The organism is Amycolatopsis nivea (assembly GCF_004522235.1).
GTDB classification, from domain to species: Bacteria; Actinomycetota; Actinomycetes; order Mycobacteriales; family Pseudonocardiaceae; genus Amycolatopsis; species Amycolatopsis nivea.
Window position 1 is genome coordinate 248,466 of record NZ_SDLT01000005.1, and the last position, 16,171, is coordinate 264,636.

The 16,171-nt window shown below is 69.5% G+C and carries 18 protein-coding genes; 9 read left to right on the forward strand and 9 right to left on the reverse strand.

The genetic code is table 11. The annotated features are described in order from the left end of the window. Positions 1 to 47: 47 nt before the first annotated feature. From EIZ44_RS08495 to EIZ44_RS08515, 5 genes are all read left to right on the forward strand, one after another. A complete protein-coding gene (locus tag EIZ44_RS08495) occupies positions 48 to 860 on the forward strand; it encodes a helix-turn-helix transcriptional regulator (RefSeq protein WP_134728173.1) in 813 nt (270 codons plus the stop codon). 160 nt (positions 861 to 1,020) lie between these two features. After that, positions 1,021 to 2,586, forward strand: coding sequence for an ABC-F family ATP-binding cassette domain-containing protein (locus tag EIZ44_RS08500; RefSeq protein WP_134728174.1), 1,566 nt, complete (start codon positions 1,021 to 1,023; stop codon positions 2,584 to 2,586). A gap of 53 nt (positions 2,587 to 2,639) precedes the next feature. Then, the gene (locus EIZ44_RS08505) at positions 2,640 to 3,101 is read left to right on the forward strand and encodes a GNAT family N-acetyltransferase (RefSeq protein WP_037817004.1); all 462 of its coding nucleotides are present in this window, start codon (positions 2,640 to 2,642) and stop codon (positions 3,099 to 3,101) included. 65 nt (positions 3,102 to 3,166) lie between these two features. Then, entirely contained in the window at positions 3,167 to 4,195 is a 1,029-nt protein-coding gene (locus EIZ44_RS08510) for an NAD(P)/FAD-dependent oxidoreductase (protein WP_134728175.1), read from the forward strand. Between the two features lie 11 nt (positions 4,196 to 4,206). Further along, on the forward strand, positions 4,207 to 5,064 hold the full coding sequence (locus EIZ44_RS08515; protein WP_134728176.1) for a sigma factor: 858 nt from the start codon (positions 4,207 to 4,209) through the stop codon (positions 5,062 to 5,064). On the opposite strand, the gene EIZ44_RS08520 is transcribed toward EIZ44_RS08515, so the two are convergent. Then, the gene (locus EIZ44_RS08520) at positions 5,051 to 5,692 is read right to left on the reverse strand and encodes a TetR/AcrR family transcriptional regulator (protein ID WP_037817003.1); all 642 of its coding nucleotides are present in this window, start codon (positions 5,690 to 5,692) and stop codon (positions 5,051 to 5,053) included. The genes EIZ44_RS08515 and EIZ44_RS08520 overlap by 14 nt on opposite strands. Positions 5,693 to 5,772: 80 nt before the next feature. Between EIZ44_RS08520 and EIZ44_RS08525 the strand changes: the two genes are divergently transcribed. From EIZ44_RS08525 to EIZ44_RS08535, 3 genes are read left to right on the forward strand one after another with little or no spacing between them, the layout of a single operon-like run. Next, on the forward strand, positions 5,773 to 7,248 hold the full coding sequence (locus EIZ44_RS08525; protein ID WP_134728177.1) for a flavin-containing monooxygenase: 1,476 nt from the start codon (positions 5,773 to 5,775) through the stop codon (positions 7,246 to 7,248). Positions 7,249 to 7,307: 59 nt separating this feature from the next. Then, the gene (locus EIZ44_RS08530; RefSeq protein WP_240691245.1) at positions 7,308 to 7,841 is read left to right on the forward strand and encodes an RDD family protein; all 534 of its coding nucleotides are present in this window, start codon (positions 7,308 to 7,310) and stop codon (positions 7,839 to 7,841) included. Next, a complete protein-coding gene (locus EIZ44_RS08535; RefSeq protein ID WP_134728178.1) occupies positions 7,838 to 8,407 on the forward strand; it encodes a hypothetical protein in 570 nt (189 codons plus the stop codon). The genes EIZ44_RS08530 and EIZ44_RS08535 overlap by 4 nt, the downstream gene beginning before the upstream one ends. Here EIZ44_RS08535 and EIZ44_RS08540 read toward each other — a convergent pair. The 3 genes from EIZ44_RS08540 to EIZ44_RS08550 form a co-directional block, all read right to left on the reverse strand. Further along, entirely contained in the window at positions 8,404 to 9,138 is a 735-nt protein-coding gene (locus EIZ44_RS08540) for an ABC transporter permease (protein WP_134667257.1), read from the reverse strand. The genes EIZ44_RS08535 and EIZ44_RS08540 overlap by 4 nt on opposite strands. After that, entirely contained in the window at positions 9,135 to 9,848 is a 714-nt protein-coding gene (locus EIZ44_RS08545; RefSeq protein ID WP_134728179.1) for an ABC transporter ATP-binding protein, read from the reverse strand. Before EIZ44_RS08545 ends, EIZ44_RS08540 begins: the two co-directional genes overlap by 4 nt. A gap of 66 nt (positions 9,849 to 9,914) precedes the next feature. Next, positions 9,915 to 10,490, reverse strand: a complete 576-nt coding sequence (locus tag EIZ44_RS08550) for a TetR/AcrR family transcriptional regulator (RefSeq protein WP_037816986.1) — start codon at positions 10,488 to 10,490, stop codon at positions 9,915 to 9,917. Between the two features lie 141 nt (positions 10,491 to 10,631). On the opposite strand from EIZ44_RS08550, the gene EIZ44_RS08555 reads away from it, so the two are divergent. After that, a complete protein-coding gene (locus EIZ44_RS08555; RefSeq protein ID WP_134667261.1) occupies positions 10,632 to 11,255 on the forward strand; it encodes a response regulator transcription factor in 624 nt (207 codons plus the stop codon). 7 nt (positions 11,256 to 11,262) lie between these two features. Here the strand turns inward: EIZ44_RS08555 and EIZ44_RS08560 are convergent, their stop codons facing one another. The 5 genes from EIZ44_RS08560 to EIZ44_RS45385 form a co-directional block, all read right to left on the reverse strand. Continuing rightward, positions 11,263 to 11,901: a helix-turn-helix transcriptional regulator gene (locus EIZ44_RS08560; protein ID WP_134667263.1), complete on the reverse strand. Its 639-nt coding sequence runs from the start codon at positions 11,899 to 11,901 to the stop codon at positions 11,263 to 11,265. Positions 11,902 to 12,159: 258 nt separating this feature from the next. Next, complete coding sequence (locus tag EIZ44_RS08565) at positions 12,160 to 13,365, reverse strand: ABC transporter permease (protein WP_134667265.1); 1,206 nt, start codon at positions 13,363 to 13,365, stop codon at positions 12,160 to 12,162. A 541-nt stretch (positions 13,366 to 13,906) separates the two neighbouring features. After that, positions 13,907 to 14,602 carry an ABC transporter ATP-binding protein gene (locus tag EIZ44_RS08570; RefSeq protein WP_037816978.1) on the reverse strand — a complete coding sequence of 232 codons (696 nt, stop codon included), beginning with the start codon at positions 14,600 to 14,602 and terminating at the stop codon, positions 13,907 to 13,909. Further along, positions 14,599 to 15,648 (reverse strand): peptidoglycan-binding protein, encoded by a 1,050-nt coding sequence (locus EIZ44_RS08575; protein ID WP_240691246.1) that lies wholly within the window; start codon positions 15,646 to 15,648, stop codon positions 14,599 to 14,601. The genes EIZ44_RS08570 and EIZ44_RS08575 overlap by 4 nt, the downstream gene beginning before the upstream one ends. After that, complete coding sequence (locus EIZ44_RS45385; RefSeq protein ID WP_037816974.1) at positions 15,645 to 16,151, reverse strand: hypothetical protein; 507 nt, start codon at positions 16,149 to 16,151, stop codon at positions 15,645 to 15,647. Before EIZ44_RS45385 ends, EIZ44_RS08575 begins: the two co-directional genes overlap by 4 nt. Positions 16,152 to 16,171: the final 20 nt, after the last annotated feature.

The window sequence follows — 16,171 nt, forward strand, 5'->3', positions numbered from 1 at the left end:
CGGGCGAATATGCTGGTATCGCCACTACCAGGACCGGAAAGGAACGCATGTCGTCTGCATCGCGCCGGCGCGCCCTCGCGGACTTCCTGCGTTCGCGGCGCGATCGGCTCACTCCGGCGGAGGTCGGTCTTCCGGCGGGGCCGCGGCGGCGCGCGCCAGGGCTGCGCCGGGAGGAACTCGCGCAGCTGGCCGGGGTCAGCGTCACCTGGTACACGTGGCTTGAACAGGCTCGGGACATCACTGTCAGCAGGCAGGTCCTGGCAAGTCTCGCGCGGGAACTGCGGCTTTCCGACACGGAACGGCAGCATCTCTTCGCTCTCGCTGAGGAACCGCCAGACCATCCTGCGGAGTCCTCGCCGCTGATGCTGCAGGGCATGGTCGACGCACTGGACCCGAACCCGGCGTACGTGCTCGACCCGCATTGGGACTTCGTCGCGTGGAACCGCGCCGAGGCCGCGCTGATCGGCGATCCGGCGCTGTTGCCCGACGGCGAGCGGAACCTGCTGTGGCTGGTGTTCACCGTGCCGCGGATCCGCACGCTGCTGGTCGACTGGCCGGGGCAGGCCCGAAATCTCCTCGCGCAGTATCGCGCCGACGCCGCGACCCGGGCCGAGGACGCGCGTTCGGCTGAGCTGGTGCGGGCGCTGCGCGAGGCGAGCCCGGAGTTCGCCGAATGGTGGGCCGCCCACGACGTCGCGCCGTTCACCGGCAATCGGCGCGTTTTCGATCATCCGCGCGCCGGGGTGCTCGCCTTCGATTACGTGAAACTGTCCACTATGGACGACACTGGCCGGAAGCTGTTCACCTGCTTGCCCGCGGATCCGGACACCGCCGCGAAGCTCCCGTCGCTCGTGGCGTGAAATTCGGATGCGCGCCTTCTCGCGGGCGCCTACCCTGGCGATCGTGATACAGCACCAGCTCTACCTCTGAGGGATCACCGCCTCCACCGGTACCGCGCGCGTTCGCGGCACCGGCCCTCGTCCTTGTTGCTGATCACGTTTCATCGGAGGCATTTCCCTCATGACATCTCCGCTTTCGCCTGCGCTCGTGCGCACGGCGCATGTCCGGCTGTCCGACGTCCACGTCTCCTTCGGCGGCCGCCCGGTGCTCGCCGGGGTCGATCTGGTCGCGGCGGCCGGCGACCGGGTCGCCATTGTCGGCGAGAACGGTCGTGGCAAGACCACCTTGTTGCGCGTGCTCGCCGGGACGCAGCCGGTGGACCACGGCGAGGTTCGCCGCGCGGGCTCGATCGGTGTTGCCGACCAGCAGATTCCCTGGGGAGACCAGGAAACCGTCGGCGATCTGATCGACCTCGAACTGGCGGCCGTGCGCAATGCGCTGGCCTGCTTGGAGGACGCGACGACCGCGCTCGCCGAAGGGCGACCCGGCGCGGACGACGCGTTCGCCGCCGCGCTCTCGGCCGCCGAAACGCTCGACGCGTGGGACGCGGACCGGCGGGTCGAGGTCTCGCTGGCCGCGCTGAACGCGGTCGACGACCGGAGCCGCCCGCTCGGCACGTTGTCGGTCGGGCAGCGGCATCGGGTCCGGCTGGCGTGCCTGCTCGGCGCGGGACATTCCGTGCTGTTGCTCGACGAGCCGACCAACCACCTCGACGCGTCCGGTCTCGCGCACCTCACCGAACGGCTGCGCGCGTACCCGGGCGTGGTCGTGCTGGTGAGCCACGATCGTGCGTTGCTTGCCGACGTCGCCACGTCCGTGCTGGACCTCGACCCGTCGAGCGACGGTCGGCCGCGCGGCTACGGCGGCGGCTATTCGGCGTACGTCGAGGCCCGGCAAGCCGAACGGGCTCGCTGGGAAGCGCTGCACGCCGAGCAACTCGCCGAACGGCAGCGGCTCGCGGACGACCTTTCCGCCGCACAGAACCGATTGCGCGACAACTGGCGTCCGGAAAAGGGCCACGGCAAGCACACCCGCGCGACCCGGGCACCCGGTCTGGTTCGTGCCGTGCACCGGCGGCAGGAGGAGTTGAACGCGCACGTGGTGGCTGTTCCGCCGCCGCCCGCGCGGTTCGCCATGCCGGAACTGTCGCAGCACCAAGGAACCGTCGCGTTGCGGGCAGCCGGGGTGACCGTCGCCGGACGGCTGGACCATCCGGTCGACCTGACCCTCGGCGGCGCGGACCGGCTCGTCGTCACCGGCCGGAACGGGGCCGGAAAGTCGACGCTGCTGGCGGTGCTCGCCGGAACGCTGGAGCCGACGTCGGGCACAGTCACCCGCGCCCGGTCGGTGCGGATCGGCTGGCTGGGCCAGGAATCCGCCCTGCCGGCCCGGCGGACCGCTGCCGAGCTCCTGGGCTCGGCCGACCTTGGCTTGCTCAGCGGATACGACCGCCACCGCCCGATCGCCGAACTGTCGACCGGAGCCCGGCGGCGGCTGGATTTGGCGCTGGTGCTGGCCGCGCGGCCGCAGGTATTGCTGCTGGACGAGCCGACGAACCACCTGTCGGCAACGCTGGTCGACGAACTGACCGACGCCCTGCACTCGACGTCGGCGGCAGCGGTGGTGGCTACGCACGACCGGCAGTTGTTGCGTGACACGGCTTCCTGGCCGCGGTTGGCGCTCTGACGCGGTGGGCGCGAGGTAACAGCGGCGAAACATCCACAGGGCAGTCTGGGGCAATGCCTCTGCTGATCGAGCGTGCTGACTTCGCGGACCCGCAGCTTCGGCGGTTCCTGCAGGCACACTTGGACGACCTCGCGCCCACCTCCCCGGCCGAGAGCAGGCATGCCCTCGACCTGGCCGCGCTCCAGCGTCCCCACGTCCGGCTCTGGACGGTCCGGGACGACCGGCACCTCGTCGGCACCGCCGCACTGGCGACGCTGGAGCCGCGGCACGAGGAACTGAAAAGCATGCGGACCGACCCCGCCCGACGCGGGCAAGGCATCGCTCGCACGCTCCTGGACTACCTGCTCCAGGACGCCAAAGACCGCGGCATCGAGCGCGTCTCCCTGGAAACCGGCAGCATGGACTTCTTCGCCCCGGCCCGCGCCTTGTACACGCGAGCGGGCTTCACCCCGTGCGCGCCGTTCGGGAACTACCGAGACGACCCGAACAGCACCTACCTGTCTCGCCGCCTCTGAAGCTGTCACAGATTTTCCGCGACCGGTGTCCATCCGCTGAAACCCCGAAAGCGGAGGAGGACAGCATGACGACGACAGTGCTCGGCGCGGGATACGCCGGGGTCATGGCCGCGAACCGGCTCGCTGGGCGCGGCGAGGAAGTGGTGCTGGTCACGCCGAACGCGTGGTTCGTCGAGCGAATCCGGCTTCATCGCGTGGCCACTGGTCTCCGGGAGAACGCCCGGCTCGACCTGGAGACCGTGCTGAACCCGGCCGTCGAGGTCGTCCAGGACACCGTGACGAAGATCGGTAAAGACAAGATCCAGCTCGCCTCCGGCGAGAACCTGCCCTACGACACCCTCGTCTACGCGGTCGGATCCGGGACCAGCGTCCACAACGGCACCTACCGGATCGTCTCCGAGGAGGAGACCGAACGGCTCCGCGCCGCCCTCGCCGAGGCACCGGACGCGCCGGTCACCATCGTCGGCGCAGGCCTGACCGGCGTCGAGCTGGCTGGGGCGCTGCGCGAAGCTGGACGCGCGGTGAAGCTGGTCTCCACCGCCCCGGACCGCCGCGCGATCCGCGCGCACCTGCGGTTTCTCGCCAAACAAGGCGTCGAGATCGAACTCGGCCGACGCGTCGATCCCGCCGAGCTCGACGGGCTCGTCGTGGACACCACCGGGTTCACCGTGCCGAGTCTCGCCGCCGATTCGGGACTGCCGGTCGACGAATCCGGCCGGTTGCTGGTGGACGAGCAACTCACCGTCCCCGGGCACCCGAACATCCTCGGCGCGGGCGACGCCGTGCACACCTCCCTCCGCGCCGCGTGCGCGACCGCGCTGCCGATGGGCGCGCACGTCGCCGACGTCATCACCGCGCGCCGCGAGGGGCGGGCCGGGAAACCGTTCCGGATGGGCTACGTGCTGCAGTGCACCGACCTCGGCAGCGGACGCGGACGCGTCCAGTTCCTGCACCCGGACGACACCGAGCGCGCGATCGCGATCGACGGGCGCGCGGGCGGGCTCGTCAAGGAGACGATCTGCCGGATGACCGTGCGGTGGCTGAGCCAGGAACGGGATCGCGCGGGCCGGTACTCGTGGCCGGCCGGCGCCTAGACTTGGCCGGCATGGACCACGGCGACGTCTTCACCGCGCATCGGCCGACGATGCTCGCCGCCGCCTTCCACATCACCGGATCGCGGTACGACGCGGAGGACGTCGTGCAGGACGCGTGGGAAACCTGGTCCCGGGTGGACCTCGAGACGGTCCACACCCCGCACGCGTTTCTGTCGGTGATGGTCTCGCGGCTGGCGCTCAACGCGGTCCGCGCGCAGCGGCGCCGGCGCGAGAACTATCCCGGTCCTTGGCTGCCGGATCCGGTGGTCGAGGGGGATTCGCCGGAATGGGAGGTGCTGCATCGCGACGGTCTGGGCCAGGCGCTCGACTTCGTGCTCAGCACGTTGACCCCGGAGCAGGCGGCGGCGTTTGTCTTGCGGAAGGTGCTCGACGTCGACTATCCATCGGTCGCCGAGGTGCTGGAGACGACGCCCGCGGCGGCCCGTCAGCTCGTCTCGCGCGCGCAGCGGGCGGTGACCTCGGCGATCGGGGATTCCTTGCCAGACCAGGGGAATCGTGACGCCGAGGCGCTGGCGACGCTCGCCGAAGCGGTGTTGTCCGGCGAGATCGACAAGGTGGCAGCGTTGATCGCGCCGGACGCGGTGCTGTACTCGGACGGTGGTGGGAAGGTGCTCGCCGCGCGCAAGCCGTTGTTCGGCCGGGACCGGATCGCGCAGTTCCTCATCGGGATTTCCACGATGGAGGAGGTGACGATCGTGCCCGCGATCATCAACGGCGGCCCCGGTGCGGTCTTCCTTCAGGACGGCAAGGCGACGACCACAGTCACCGTCCGCGCGGGCGATGCCGGTGTGTCGACGCTGTGTTTCGTGCGCAACCCCGACAAGCTGACCGAGATCACTCTCGCCTAGCCGCGATCCCGTCGTACATCATCCGCCGCACGGCCTCGCTCACCCGGCGCTGCTCCTCGGGGTCGGGGTTGCGCAGCGAAGCGATCGCCGACGCCAGGATCATGCCGTTGATCGCCCGCGCGCTGTTCTCGATGTCGAGATCCGCGCGCAGGTACCCGAGCTCCACGCCGTGCGACAGATACGCCGCGGTCAGTTCCGTGGCCAGCTCGAAGAAGTCGAGTACGCGCGCCGCCATCGCTTTGTCGATACCGGCGGCCTCGAACAGCAGCAGCCGCGGCACGCGCGGGTCCTCGCCGAAGATCTGCGCGAGCGCGTCGCCGATCCGGGCGGTCTGCTCGCGGTAGGCGTCCAAAGTAGACACCGCGTCCGGTGCGTTTTCCGCGGTGAGCGCGGTGACGATGCGGGCGACCAGGTCGTCGATGACGTGGTCGACGATGTCGCGCTTGTTCTGGAAGTAGCGGTAGAAGGTGCCGTGCCCGATGCCGAGCTTCGTGGCGATGTCGGAGATCCCGGTGGCGTGGTAGCCGAGGTCGGCGAAGCAATCGAACGCCGCGTCGATGATCTCGCGGCGCAGTTCCTGCTTCTTGCGCTCGGCTCGGGTCGTGCGGGGGCTCTCCTGGGCTGTCACGCAGTGCAGTGTATTGCCAAGTCCGGCGAAGTGACATACCGTTCCGTTACTGACAAGTAGTTCCGGACGAGAGGTCGGACATGGACGCGCAGTACGACGCAGTCATCGTCGGCGCGGGCTTCGGCGGCATGGGGGCGGCCATCCAGCTCCGCCGCCTCGGCTACCGCGACCTGCTGATTCTCGATCGCGAGGACGACCTCGGCGGGACCTGGCACGTGAACCGGTACCCGGGGCTGGCCGTCGACATCCCGTCGTCCACCTACTCCTACTCGTTCGAACCCAATCCGTACTGGTCACGGCTGTTCGCGCCGGGTGCGGAGCTGAAGAAATACGCCGAGCACGTCGCCGACAAGTACGGTCTGCGCGCCTCGATGCGCTTCGGCGCCGTCGTGACCGGCGCGACCTGGGACGGCTCCAACTGGCGGGTCAGCATCAAGGGCGGCGAGACGGTCACCGCGAAGTACCTGCTCACCGCCACCGGCTTCCTGTCGCAGCCGAAGATGCCGGACATCGAGGGCATCGACCGGTTCGCGGGCAAGGTCATCCACACCACGAAGTGGGACGACAGCTACGACCTGGCCGGCAAACGCGCCGCGGTGATCGGCACCGGCGCGACGGCCGTCCAGCTCATCCCGGAGATCGCCAAGGTCGCCGCGGAACTGACGGTGTACCAGCGCACGCCGATCTGGGTCAGCCCGAAGCCGGACTACGCCGTGCCGAAGCCGCTGCAGCAGGCGTTCGCGAAGCTGCCGCTGGTGCAGCGCGCGGTGCGGCTGGCGGGCAGCTCGGTGCTGGAACTGATGATGATCTCCGGCGTGGTGCAGTACCGGCAGTTCCGCGGCGCCAACCGGATCGCCGAACGCTGGTGCCGCGCGCATCTGTACCGCCAGGTCCGCGACCCCGAACTGCGCCGCAAGCTGACGCCGGACTACTCCTTCGGCTGCAAACGGCCGACGTTCTCCAACGACTACTTCCCGGCCTTCACCCGCCCGCACGTGCACCTCGAAACCACGAGCATCGAGCGGATCGACGAAACCGGGATCGTCACCGCGGACGGCAAGCGCACCGAGATCGACACGCTCGTGCTGGCGACCGGCTTCAACCTGTGGGACGTGAACTTCCCGGCGATCGAGATCATCGGCCGCGACGGCAAGAACCTCGGGAAGTGGTGGCGCGACAACCGCTTCCAGGCGTACGAGGGCGTGACCGTGCCCGGGTTCCCGAACCTGGTTTCGCTCAACAGCCCGTATTCCTACAGCGGGCTCTCGTACTTCACGACCATCGAATGCCAGATGAAGCACATCGACCGGCTGTTCAAGGGAATGCGCGCCCGGGGCTCGGACGTGTTCGAGGTGACCCAGCGGGCGAACGACGAGTTCCTCGGCCGGATGAAACACAAGGTCGGGCACTCGGTGTTCGCCCTCGGCCAGTGCGCGACGGCCAACAGCTACTACTTCAACCAGCACGGCGAGGCGACCCTGCTCCGGCCGACCTCGACGATCAGCGCCCACCGCGAGGCGGCGCGGTTCCCGTTGGAGGATTACAGCTTCGCCTGAGCCGAGGGTGATTTGCGCTCGGCGGGGAACCCGTGGCTCGCGCGCGGCGTCAGTGTGGCGTGAAGACTGAGCAAGACGTCATGGCCCGCCTCCGCGCGCAGGCCGAACCCGTCCTCGGCAAGGGCGCGGCGGCGCGGATTCGTGCGTTCGAGAACGGCGACCTGTACATCGAGGCGCGCACCGCTTCCACGCTCTGGGCATGGCTGGTCGACTTCCTCCTGGTCACCGGTCTGTCGGCGGCCGCGGCGGTGGCGTACTACTTCAAGTCGAACGCCTTCGACGCCGCCGTCGGGGCGAGTGTGATCGGGGTGGCGGGGCTGATCGTCGTGCCGCTGCTGTACGGCTGGTTTTACGGCAACGGACGCGGCCTCGGCGCGCTCTTCAACGGGATCCGCCTGGTCCGGCTCCGCGACGGCGGCCGGATCGGGCTCGGCAAGGCCGGCTGGGCGATGCTGATCCGCACGCTCGGTTTCGTGGTCATCGCGCTCGGGGTCCTGAACGGGGACACCACTGTGGGGAGCGGGGTGCGCACGCACCTCGACATCCGCGAGACCGAGCGGCTCCGCGCGGCCGGTTTCGTCCGGAAGCAGTGAGCGGGTATCAGGTTCGCGCGGTCGCGGACACTCCCGAGCAACGGCTGCGCGACTACACGACGCGGCTGCAGGCGATCGTCACCACCCGGCGGGTCTACCGGGTGATGACGGCCAGCCTCGCCGGGCTTTTCGGCGTCAGCGGGATTCTGGTCGGGGTGCTGGCTCATTCCGCGGCCGGAGGATTCAGCCTGGCGGGCGGCGGCGTCTTCTTCGCGGTGCTGTGGCTCGGCGGAGTTTTGATCTGGCGGGGCAGGCCCGCGACCGAACGCGCGTTGAACCCGGGTTCTCGCCCACCTGCTGGTCGTACGCCGGGGAATGTGCGGGGCGCTTTCTTTGCCGCAGCAGGGATGGGCTGTCTAGCCGCTGTCGTATGTGGACTGTCCTTTATGTCCTCCCCGCCGCCGGACGCTGAGTTGAAGCTGGCGATCATCGGGCTCGGCACCTTCGTGGTCTTCGCCGTTTTGTTCGTGCCGCCGGGATATGTCTACGCGCAGTCCGACCACTACTTCGAGAAATGGCTCGCCCGCAACCGCGCGGCTTACGAGGCGGCGGCGAAGCGGCTCTAAGGCGTACGACGGCGTAGCGTCGCCGCTCCAAGACCCAACGCCAGTACCGCGCAGCCGAGCACGACGAGGATGTTGCGGGTCAGCGTCATCGTCCAGTCCGCGCTGTGCGTCACCTGCGTGAGCGCTTCGACGGCGTAGGACAGCGGCATCACGTCGGACAGCCAGTGCAGCACCCAGCCCATCTGGTCGCGCGGCTGGAAAAGCCCGCACAGCAACGTTTGCGGCAGCACGAACAGCGGCATGAACTGCACGGCCTGGAACTCGCTCGTCGCGAACGCGCTCACGAACAGGCCGAGCGCCATGCCGAGCAACGCGTCGAGCACGGTGATCAGCAGCAGCGACCACACCGAACCGGCCACCGACAGCCCCAGCCACCACAGGCTGACCGCCGTCGCGACCGCCACCTGCAGCACCGCGACCAGCCCGAACGCCAGCGCGTACCCGGCGAGCAGGTCGAATTTCCCCAGCGGCAGCGTCATCAGCCGCTCCAGGGTGCCCGCGGTGCGTTCGCGCAGGGTCGTGATCGACGCGATCAGGAACATGATCACGAACGGGAACACGCCGAGCAGCGCGGGCGCGATCCGGCTGAACGTCTCGGCCGAGTTGAAGACGAAGCGCAGCAACACCATCAGCAGCGTCGGCACCAGAATGAGCATCACGACGGTGCGCGGATCGTGCCGCAGCTGGGCGAGGATGCGGCGAGTGGTGGCGAAAGTGATCGAGACAGTCATCGCTGGGCCTTCACCAGGTGCAGGAACGCGCGTTCGAGGTCTTGTTCGCCGGTGGCCGCGCGCAGGGCGTCCGGCGAATCGTCGGCGAGCAGCGCGCCGTCGCGCATCAGCAGCAACCGGGTGCAGCGGGCGGCTTCGTCCATGACGTGGCTGGACACCAGAAGCGTGGTGCCCTCGGCGGCGAGCCGATGGAAAACGTTCCACAAATGCTCGCGCAGCAACGGATCCAGCCCGACGGTCGGTTCGTCGAGCACGAGCAGTTCGGGCGAGCCGAGCAATGCGACGGCGAGGCTGGCCCGGCTGCGCTGGCCGCCGGAAAGCCGCCCGACCAGCGCGTCGGCGTGCGAACCGAGGCCGACCTGTTCGATCGCCTCGGGCACCGACCGGGACGGCGCGCCCAGCACGGAGGCGAAGTAACGCAGGGATTCGGCGACCGTGAGGTCGGCGTAGACCGCTGGCGCCTGCGTGGCGTACCCGATCCGCTTGCGCAACCGACGGCTCCCGGCCGGTTCGCCGAGCACGGTGACTGTGCCGCCGTGGGTCACCTGCACGCCGACGACCGCGCGCATCAACGTGGTCTTCCCGCAGCCGCTCGGCCCGAGCAGCCCGGTCACCGAACCGGGCTCGACGCGGAAGCTCACGTCGCGCAGCACCTCCCGGCCACCGCGGACGACCCGCAGGCCGTCGATGACCACCGCGGAATTAATCATGCGGTTAATTCTGCGCGCGCGGAATTTCGGTGTCAAGGCCGGGGAGGTCGGAAGGCGGAGCGCGGATCAGGCCTGGTCGACGTACTGCTGCACGGCAGGAGCGATCAACCCGACCACGTCCTCGTGCGCAGCCCGCGCGAGCGGCTCGACCTGCACGACGTACCGGACCATCGCGAGCCCGACGAGCTGCGCGGCGATGCCGGTGACCCGCAGCGGCGGGATGTCGAGTGCGTCGGCGATCTTGTCCAGCAGCGCGCCCTGGATGAAGCCGCGCAGCATGTCCGCGGCCTGTTCGGTGGTGGAGACCGAGCGCAGCACGCCGAAGAACGCGTCGCGCGAAGCCGGGGTTTCCCAGAGGGTCAGGAACAGCCGGACGAGCCGTTCGCCCACCTCGGAGCGAGGGCCGTCGAGGATCGCGGCGACTACGACGCCAGGGTCGGCCGGAAGGTGCAGCGCGGTCGCGAAGACCTGGTCCTTGCTGCCGAAGAAATGGTGCACGAGCGCGGGATTCACGCCCGCCTCCGCGGCGATCGCGCGGATCGTCGCGCCCTCGTACCCGTTCCGGCCGAACAGGTCCCGCGCGGCGGCCAGAATGGCCTCCCGCGTTTCGGTCTGCCCGGGGCGGCGTCCCGTCCGTGCCATCGGCGTCCTTTCGTCCGCTCCAGTATCGCGGGACCATGGGCGGTACAGCTGGCTGTACCTGATCTGTACCCCGCGCGGGATCGCCGGTCGTCCCGCCGGGGCCTTAGGTTCGGGCGACCGGGAGGGCAGGGGGGAGCGGGGATGGACGGGACGGCGGTGCACGAGACAGCGGTCCGGGTGCTCATTCGAGCCTCGGATCCCCTTACCGACAACGGGATCCGGAGCTGGCTGCAGGCGCGGCCGGAGTTTTCCGTCGTGACTGACGAGGTGGACGTGATCATCGTCGCGGCCGAGCTGCTGTCGGTGGAGGTGACGTCGGCGTTGCGCGGGCTCAAGGCCACTGTGGACGCTCCGGTGGTGCTGCTCGTCGACGAGCAGGCGGCGGGCTCGGCGGTGCTGACCGCGGTGGAGTGCAACGTGGTCGCCCTGCTGAATCGCGAGCGCACGTCGAGCGAGCAGCTGGCCGCCGCGGTGCTGACCGCTTCACGCGGCGGCGGGATCCTGCCCCCGGCGGCGCTGGGCACGCTGCTCAGCCATTTCCGCCGGCCGATCGAACCGCGGCCGAAGCACAGTTCCGGCCTGACGCAACGGGAAATCGACGTGCTGCGGCTGCTGGCCGAAGGCCTCGACACGGCGGAAACCGCGGAGAAAATCAACTTCTCCGAACGCGCGGTGAAGAAGGTGATCCACGATCTGTCGCAGCGCCTCGAGTTGCGCAACCGGACGCACGCGGTCGCCTACGCGCTCCGGAACGGCGCGATCTGAGGGGCGTTCAGATGATGCCCGTCCGCAGGGCGTACGCGACCGCGTGCGAGCGGTTTCGCAGATCGAACCGCACCAGCAGCGTGCTGATGATGTTCTTGATCGTCCGCTCCGAATACGCCATCCGGTCGGCGATTTCGACCGTGCCGAAACCGTCCGCGAGCAGGCCGAGGATTTCTACCTCGCGGCTCTGCAGCCGGTGCCGGTCGAGGAAGCCGCGCGGGTACCTGACCTCGCCCTCGCTGGTGTGGAACTCGTTCGTCAGCCGGGTCGCGCGGACGTCTTCCGGCTCGGCCGCCGGCACGCGGGCGGCCAGCGCTTCGAGGATCTTCTCGCGCGTCGCGGAACCGCGGTACAGCGCCGCGGACAGGCCGAATCCGCCGAGCCTGCCCAGTTCGGCCTTCTCGATCCGGTCCGCGACCAGCACCGCGCGCACGTCCGCGACGAGCGCGGTCCGCCGGATCCGCGCCAGGTCGGCCAGGGTTTTCTCGCGGACCTCCGGCACGATCACGAGCAGGACGTCCGCGCGCGGGACTTCGCTGGGAGCCATCACGGCGTACCGGGGCGTGCCGCGCAGGTAGGCGGCGGCTCCTTCGCCGCTGATCGGGTCGTTGGCGATGATCGCCACTCGCTCGGGCAATGCGCTCATGTCAGCTCACAGACCAGTCGTTCCGCGCCGCATCCTCCGCTGAGCCGAGGATCCGCGATCCAGCGCGCGAGGTCGATCCCCCGCGCTGCCCGGGCGCGGTAGTGCCTGCGGTACCTCAGCAGCAGTTAAGGACTTAATCGAACGTTAGTGCTTGTAACCTTAGTTGCACGATAGCACTAGACGGGAGTCCAGCGGTGGTAATTGCCCGCACGACCGGGTGGCGTTCACGCGATCCGGTCCTGCGGGCCGACCACGGGGTCAGGCGAGCGCCTGAGCAGGGGGAAGCCGCGCCGCCCGCATCGCCGGATACGCCCCGGCGATCGCGCCGACCGCGGCCGAAACCGCCACCCCGCCGGCGAGCGCGACCGGCGGCAGCACCGCGGGCCAGCCCTGGCTGAGCGCGTACCCGGCGGTCGCGCCGACCCCGAGCACCACCCCGACGAGCCCGCCCAACCCGGACAGCAGCACCGATTCGGCGAGGAACTGCCCGCGGACCTGGCCCCTGGTCGCCCCGAGCGCGCGGCGCAATCCGATCTCGCGTCGGCGCTCCAGCACCGAGATCACCATCGTGTTCGCCACGCCGACGCCGCCGACCAGCAGCGCCACCCCGCCGAGGCCGAGGAAGAGCGCGCCGTAGGTGTTCTTCGTCAGCTGCTGCGCGGCGAGCGCGTCGGACGGCCGCTCGACCGCCACCTCGTTCGGCGCGGCCGGGTTGATCGTCGCGGCGAGCACCGAACGGACCGCGTTGACCTGCGATTCCCGCGCGCGCAGGTACACCGTGCTCGGATGGCCGTCGAAGCCGAAGACCTGTTTGGCGACGTCCCAGCCGATCAGCACCGACCGTTCGACCTCAGGCGCGAGCGGCATCGGGGCGAGAATCCCGACGACGCTGAACCACGCCGAACCGATCAGGACCTGCGGCGGACGCGCCGGATCGAGGTGGTCGATGCCGAGCCTCGACGCCGCTTCCGACCCGAGCACGACCGCCGGGAAGCGCTGGTTCGCCGGGCCGAGGAACGTCCCGGTCCGGACCTTCCCGCCGAGCACCGGCAGCAGATCCGGCCGCGCGGCGAACACCGAAACACCCGCCGAATCGTCCTTGCCGACCCGGTCGTTGCGGTACACCTTGGCGTTGACCTTGCCGACCTCCACCGCCCCCTCGACCGGCGCGATCCGCCGCACCATCGGGACCGCCGAGTCGGGCAGCTTCGCCGAACCGCCCATGAGTGTCTGCCCGGCCTCGGCGCGGAGCAGATTGGTGCCCATCGCGGCGAGCTTGTCCTGCAGTGCTTGGTCCGCCGACGCCGGAATGGCCAGCACGGCGACCATCGCCGCGACCCCGATGGCGATGCCGAGCGCGGACAGCATCGCGCGCAGTGGGCGGGTGCGCATTCCGTGCGCGCCAAGGGAAAGCAGATCGGCGGGACCGAGCCGGGTCGGGCTGGGTGGGGCTGGTGCGGTCATTGGGGTGCTCCTGCCGGGTGGGTTGTGCTGTCGGCAAGGGTGTGTGGGGCTTTGGTGCGGGGCGGGTCGGGCTGGTTCGGGTTGGGTGCGGTTATTGCGGCGTTCCGGCTGGGGCGGTGGTGGTGTCGGCGGGTGTGCGGCGGGTTGGCGGGGTGGGGCTGGTTCGGGTTGGGTGCGGTTATTGCGGCGTTCCGGCTGGGGCGGTGGTGGTGTCGGCGGGTGTGCGGCGGGTTGGCGGGGTGGGGCTGGTTCGGGTTGGGTGCGGTTATTGCGGCGTTCCGGCTGGGGCGGTGGTGGTGTCGGCGGGTGTGCGGCGGGTTGGCGGGGTGGGGCTGGTTCGGGTTGGGTGCGGTTATTGCGGCGTTCCGGCTGGGGCGGTGGTGGTGTCGGCGGGTGTGCGGCGGGTCGGCGGGACCGGGCTGTTTCGGGCTGGGTGCGGTCATTGGGATGCCTTTGCCGGGTGCGGTGGTGGGGTGGAGTTTGCGGTCGGCAGCAGCGTGCAGCAGGTCGGCGGCACCGAGCCGATCCGGCCCGGGCGCGCTCACTGCGGCACCGCCAGGTCGGCCGCACCAGTGTCGAGGCGTAATTCCCCGTCGAGGATCTCGATTCGCCGCGGCATTCCGGCCGCGATTTCCCGGTCGTGCGTGATCAGCACGACCGTGGTGCCGCCAGCGTTGAGCTCCGCGAGCAAGGACAGCACTGCCGCGCCATTGCCGGTGTCGAGGTTTCCGGTTGGTTCGTCGGCGAGCAGGATCGGCGGCGTGTTCACGACCGCCCGGGCGATCGCGACTCGCTGCCGTTCGCCGCCGGACAGTTCGCCTGGCAGGTGTCCGGCGCGATGTCCGAGCCCGACCCGGTCGAGGGCTTCCAGCGCCCGCGTCCGGCGTTTTCGTTTCGGGACTCCGCTGTACAGCAGGCCGCTGCACACGTTGTTCACCGCGGTTTCGCCGTCGTCCAGGAAGAACTGCTGGAACACGAATCCGATCCACCGCGAGCGCAGCGCGGCGAGTTTGCGGTCGGACAACTGCGCGACGTCGTGGCCGCGGATCTCGATCCGGCCTTCCGTCGGACGGTCGAGCGTGCCCATCAGTTGCAGCAGTGTGGATTTGCCCGAACCGGACGGTCCGACGATCGCCGCCATCTCTCCGTCCGAAAAGGACAGTGAGACATTCCGCAATGCGGGAACGGTTTCGCCGTAGGTGCGCGACACCCGATACGCGGCCAGCACGGGGATCATGACGTGGTCACCACCCGCTGGCCCGCGTGCAGACCGGCGGCCTTGACCTCGACCTGCCCGCCCGAAAACAACCCAGTCTCGACGCCGACCAGCCGCCGCTTGCCCTGCTCGTCGACCTCGACCGCGTATCCGCCCTCGGCGAGCGCGACCAGCGCGCCGACCGGCACCACGAGGACGTCCTGGTGGACCTCCTTGGTGAACCGCACCGATACCGGGACATCGACGACGTCTCCGGCAGCAGCCGGGTCGTCCACCTGGATCTGTACGGTGACCTTCGCCTTGCCGGTTTCCTTGTCCTCCGCGGCGGTGTTCCCGAGATCGGTAATCGTGCCGGTCAGCGTGCGGCCGTTGAGCGAGACGGACACCTTCGCGCCCTTGACCGCGACGCTCTGCTTGGTCGCGTCCAATTCGGCCTCCACGACGCGGGCCGTGCCGGTGTACTTGAAAACCTCGCCCGCGCCGGGGCCGCCGAGCTGGCCGGTCACCGACGACACCCGGATCTCACCGGGGGCCAGCACGACGTCGGCCGGATCGAACGTCCCGGTCTGCGCCAAGCCGAGCGATTTCTGCCAGCGTTTGAGCGCGGTCGCGGTCGCGGAGGTGAACTTCTCGTCCGGGGTGCCGAAATCGCCGTATCCCAGCGCTTTCAGGTTCTCTTCAAGCTCTTTGACGTCCGGTCCTTTGTCCACGCCGTCGTTCAGCACGCGATAGAACGGCAGAGTTCCGTAGAACAGCGGCACCGGCTTGGCGTCCACTGTGTACGCCGTCTTGCCGCGGCCGAGCACGTCGCCTCGGCCGGGCAGCCAGGTCACCGTGCCGTTCTTCTTGCCGCTCAGGGCGGATTCCTTGCCGTAGCCGAGTTTCCCGGTCGCGTTCTCCTCTTCCTTCAAGTCCGATTTGGTCACTTCGGCGGTCGCCACCGGCTTCGCCGCCGCGGCTGGTTCGCCGCCGGAGGCGACGTGGGTCAGCACGACCGCCGAGGTCGTGCCGAGCACGACGACCGTCGCTCCCGCGGCGATGAACCAGCGTCCTCGTTTCCCTGTCACTTTCCGGCCATTCCCATTCCGCACGCCTTGAGCGCTTCCTCGAATTTGGTCCCGTCGTCCTTCATCGGCAGCGCCTGTGCGCCGCCGTTCGCGTCCGGATCCGGCATGTCGACGCCATGCTCGCGCATGCATTTGGCGTCCTTCCGGGCCTTGTCCAGTTCCTCCGGCGTGAGCTTCTTCGGCATTCCGCCGCCGGGCAGCAGCTTCTTGCAGGCGTCGAGCGCCGCCATGGTCTTGGGATCGTTGGAGAAGTTGATGGTCGGGGCTTCGTTTTCGCCCGGATCCGGTGTGTCGACGCCGTGTTCGCGCATGCATTTCGCGTAGGCGCGCATCGCGTCCCGGTCCGCCGCGGGATCGGCCTTTCCGGCGGCGGCGTCCTGCTGCGGGCTTGCCTTCGGGCTGGAGATCGACGGCACCTGCGGCGCGGTTTCCCCGGACGAACACCCGGTGAGCAGCGCCAGTGCCAATCCGGCTCCGACAGCCGCCAGACGTGCTTTCCGCATCGGGATTCTCCTTCGCTCGG